Source organism: Protofrankia sp. Cr1 (genome assembly GCF_963555865.1).
Classification (GTDB): domain Bacteria; phylum Actinomycetota; class Actinomycetes; order Frankiales; family Frankiaceae; genus Protofrankia.
Window position 1 is genome coordinate 1,817 of record NZ_CAUVXO010000320.1, and the last position, 4,625, is coordinate 6,441.

The 4,625-nt window shown below is 68.9% G+C and carries 3 protein-coding genes; all 3 read right to left on the minus strand.

Annotated features, from left to right (window positions below; genetic code table 11):
- On the minus strand, nt 1–1,124 hold a 1,124-nt coding region (locus U9980_RS20200), incomplete at its 3' end, for an amidohydrolase (RefSeq protein WP_322769350.1).
- Nucleotides 1,125–1,251: 127 nt separating this feature from the next.
- Complete coding sequence (locus tag U9980_RS20205; protein ID WP_322769351.1) at nt 1,252–2,394, minus strand: glutamate--cysteine ligase; 1,143 nt, start codon at nt 2,392–2,394, stop codon at nt 1,252–1,254.
- A gap of 307 nt (nt 2,395–2,701) precedes the next feature.
- Complete coding sequence (gene aspS / locus U9980_RS20210) at nt 2,702–4,441, minus strand: aspartate--tRNA ligase (protein ID WP_322769352.1); 1,740 nt, start codon at nt 4,439–4,441, stop codon at nt 2,702–2,704.
- Nucleotides 4,442–4,625 lie beyond the last annotated feature (184 nt).

Consider the following 4,625-nt stretch of genomic DNA (forward strand, 5'->3'; position numbering starts at 1 on the left):
AGATACCAGGCGAAGTCCTCGCCGCCGAGGGACTGCGTCACCGACATCTCCGCGCCGGGCGCAAGGACGCGATGCACGGCCGTCCGGAACAGCTCGATGGTCTCGATGCTGTTCACCACCGGTGGTACCCCACGCCGGTACTCGAGGGCGAGATCCGCCCCGTAGGGGGCGACGATCTGCTCGGCGAGCCGTCGCACGAGCGCCGGCACGTCCTCCCAGGTATCGCGGGACAGCGTACGGACCGTCCCGGCGATGCTGCCGGCCCGCGGAATCGCATTGGCCACGGTGCCCGCCTCGACGTGCCCCCACACCAGCGACAGCGACGAGCGTGGGTCCACCAGACGGGACAGCGCCGCGGGTAGTTCCACCGCCAGCCTGGACAACGCGTAGATCAGATCAACGGTGTTCTGCGGACGGGACGTGTGGCCGCCGGGACCGCTGAGGGTGACCCTGACCGAGTCGGCCGCCGAGGTGATGGGGCCGGCGCGCAGCCCGATCGTCCCGACGTCCAGGGACGGGTCACAGTGCACGGCCATGACGGTGGACACCGACTTGAGTACGCCGGCGTCGATCACGTCCAACGCACCGCCCGGCATGGTCTCCTCGGCCGGTTGGAACACGAGCCGGACGGTTCCCGCCAGCGGATGGGCCCGGGCGAATTCGGCGAGCGCCAGCCCCACCCCGAGCACGACGGCCGTGTGGACGTCGTGGCCGCAGGCATGGCAGACGCCGGGAACGGTCGAGCCGTAGGGGACGTCCTTCACGTCCAGCACGGGCAGCGCGTCGATGTCGGCACGTACCATGACCATCGGGACGTCCGGCCGATCAGATGCGGTGCCCGTCCCCGCAGCGCCGGGGGACGTCGTGGCCGTCGTGGCCGTCGTGGCCGTAGTAGCCGTCGTGTCCCGGCCGATCGGGCCGATGTCACACCACAGGCCCGTCCCGGCCGGCAACGGATGCGGCGCCAGGCCGGCGGCCGACAGGCGGGCCGCGATGGCACGGGTCGTCCGGTGTTCCTGCCTGCCCAGTTCCGGATGAGAATGAAGATCACGTCTGAACGCGACGAGCTCGCTTTCATGCTGGTTCAGCCAGCTGGCGACCGCCTCGGTGGCGTTCGCCATCATGTCGGCCGTCCAGCCTGTGCCCGCTGTCCACGCTCACGTCGTGCGCCCGCCCGGATGACCTGATCAGGGCGGATATCCGCGTACAGCAAAGGCCTGACCCCACCTCTCCACCACCGTCGGCCCGGATTCACCGTACGGGCCGACGAAACTCCATCTCCTGAAGCAGGGTATCCACCACGGCCACCAGATCCCCATCAGCCCGCCGCGCCGCCATCCGCTGCCGCTCGCTGCTCGAGCCGACATCCAGAATGTGCAGGACGTCAGCCAGTTCGTCAGTACATGCCAGCCTGTGCGCCACCGGCAGAAGATCGTCCACAAGATCAACAATCTCATCGCGGATACTGCGTGTCGCGCCACGGTCATCCACGACGATCTCGGCGGCAAGACCGTAGCGGGCGGCCCGCCACTTGTTCTCCTGGACGACCCATCGGTGTGGTGTCGGTAACGTGTAGCCCCGGTCGAGCTGGGTGTCCATCCGGTCGACCAGACACTGCGTCAGCGCGGCGACCGCCCCGACCTCCAACAGTGTCGGCAGCCCGTCGCAGATACGTAGCTCCACCGTGCCGAAGTTCGGATGCGGGCGGATGTCCCACCACAGCTCACGAATGCTTTCGGCGGTACCAGAGGACACCAGCGTCGCCATGAGCTGTTCGAACTGCCCCCAGTCGGCAAGCAGGTACGGCAGGCCCGCGGTCGGCAGGCTCTCGAACAACTTCGACCGCGCCGAGGCCAGACCCGTGTCCAGACCCAGCCAGAACGGGGAGGATGCCGACAGCGCGAGGAAGTGTGGGATGTAGGCGGCGAGGGCGTTCACGATGGGGATCGCCTTTTCGCGCGAGCGGACCCCGACATGCACGTGCACGCCGAAGATCAAAAGGCGCCGGGCGATCCACTGCATCCGGTCCACCAGCGAGGCATAGCGGGGGTCCGGGCTGACCTCCTGCGTCTCATAACGGGTCAGTGGATGGGTCCCGCTGCACATCAGCGCGAGCCCCCGAGGTTCGGCCAGATCCGCCAGGAGATCCACGGTTACCAAAAGATCCTTTTTGGCCTCGTTCACGGTGTCGCAGACACCTGTGACAACCTCGATGATCGACTCGAACAGCTCGTGCTTGGCCCGTGGCTCGGCGTCCCGGCCGATCTTATTGTGGTACTCCTCGAGGATGGCCGTCGCCGCCCCACGAAGGTGGCGGGTACCACGATCGACCAGCGCCAGCTCCCACTCGATGCCGAGACTGGACGTCGGCGACGACGAGAACGGTATCTGCATTCCCTGGCCTCCTGCTGCGTACGACTGCTGCATCCGACCCGCGAACCGCTCTGCCCGCCGTGTCCGAACCAGCCAGCACCGTTGCTGGAGACGGATTCGTCGGTCATACCCGCGGGATAACGCGCAACGCCCGACTCCCAGGGCTTCCCGGCAAGCCGGGGGCAGCGTGATCACGACAACCCGTGATCACGAGTACCGCAGGGACGCTGGAACGGGACGCGCCAACCAGGTAACGGTAGGTCGCGCCACGGTCAACCGGAGGCTTTCGCCATGAATCGTGTGCAGGATCCTGGCCCGGCGTCGACGGCTAGGCGGAGGGCAGCACCCGGATGCCCAGCTCACGCAGCTGGCGCGGCTCGATCTCGGTGGGCGCGCCCGTCATCGGGTCCAGGCCGGACTGGGTCTTGGGAAACGCGATGACCTCGCGGATGTTGTCCTCACCGGCCAGGATCGCCACGAGACGGTCGATCCCGACGGCGAACCCGCCGTGCGGCGGCGCGCCGTAGGAGAACGGCGTCAGGAAGAAACCGAACCGGCGGTCGGCCTCGGCCGCGGAGATCCCGAGCGCTGCGAAGACCCGCTGTTGCAGGTCGGGCTCGTGGATCCGGATCGAACCCGAGCCCAGCTCCCAGCCGTTGAGTACCAGGTCGTAGGCGCGGCTACGCACCGCCAGCGGCTCGGTCTCAAGCCTGTCGACGTCATCGGGATGCGGGCGGGTGAACGGGTGGTGGCCGGGCTTGGGCCGTCCGGTCTGCGCGTCGACCCCCACGAACAGCGGGAAGTCGACGACCCAGACGTAGCGGAAGCCGCCCGCACCGGCGGCCGGGCGCCCGAGGTCGTTGCGGAGCTGGCCGAGCACCTCGCACACGGTCGCCCAGCCGTCGGCGACCAGCAGGAGGAGGTCGCCGGTCTCACCGCCGGTCGCCTTCACGATCCCGGCGAGCTCGGCAGCGGACAGGAACTTCGCCACCGGGGACTCCAGCGTGCCGTCCGCGCCGACCCGCATCCACACCAGGCCCTTCGCGCCGAGCTTCTTGGCCCGGTCGGTCAGGGCGTCCAACGCCTTGCGGTTGTGGGTGGCCGAGCCACCGGGGACGCAGATGCCCTTCACCGCGGGCGCCCCGGCGAACGCCTGGAAGCCGCTCGCCGTGAAGATCCCGGTCAGTTCGACGAGCTCCATGCCAAAGCGCAGGTCGGGTTTGTCCACCCCGAACCGGTCCATGGCATCGTGCCAGGTGATCCGCTCCATCGGCGGCTGCGCGACGCCGGTGACCGTCTCGGTCGCGGCCAGCACCGCGGCCGAAATCACCTCAAGCACGTCGTCCTGGTCGACAAAGCTCATCTCGACGTCGAGCTGGGTGAACTCGTACTGCCGGTCGGCCCGTAGATCCTCGTCGCGCAGGCACCGGGCGAACTGGAAGTAACGGTCGGTGCCGCCGACCATCAGCAGTTGCTTGAACAGCTGCGGGGACTGCGGCAGCGCGTAGAAGTGCCCCGGCGCCTGCCGGGACGGGACCACGAACTCCCGGGCGCCCTCAGGTGTGGACGGCATCAGCAGCGGCGTCTCGACCTCGACGAAGTCCCGGGGCACCAGGGTGGAGCGCAGCGCGGCCAGCACCGCCGAGCGGATCCGCAGGTTGCGCTGCATCCGCTCGCGGCGCAGGTCGAGGTAGCGGTAGGTGAGGCGGGTCGACTCGTCGACCGAATCCGCCCGGTCGTCGATCGGGAACGGCGGCGGCGTAGCGGCGGCGAGCACGGTCACCGTGCAGTCCCGCAGCTCGACCTCACCGGTACCCAGGCCCGGGTTGACCGTCCCCTCGGGCCGGGCCACCACCGTGCCGGTGACGCTCAGGACGTACTCCGACCGGGCGTCGACGGACCCGTCCACGACGCACTGCACCTGGCCAGAATGATCGCGCAGGTCGACGAACATCAACGACTGGCCGTGCTGGCGACGGTGGGCTACCCAGCCGCACACCGTGACCGTCTCACCGATGTGCTCTGTACGCAGCGCACCGCACAGGTGTGACCGCATCGCCGTTTTCATCGACCCGTCCGTCCCGCTTCCCTCGGCCCTCGCCCGTGCCGTCGGGGCGTGCCCAACCCGACCGACCTTACCGGCCGGAGAAACGATGACCGAGCGGATATGCCCACGCGCCCGGCGTCACCCCGTCCGACCTCGTCGGGACCGGCCAAACCACCCGTCCAACCGGCGGCCAACCGCCCACGCA

Excerpts from the sequence above, each read along its gene's own strand:
- aspS (WP_322769352.1), bottom strand. The coding sequence starts at position 4,441 with ATGAAAACGGCGATGCGGTCACACCTGTGCGGTGCGCTGCGTACAGAG.
- U9980_RS20205 (WP_322769351.1), bottom strand. The coding sequence starts at position 2,394 with ATGCAGATACCGTTCTCGTCGTCGCCGACGTCCAGTCTCGGCATCGAG.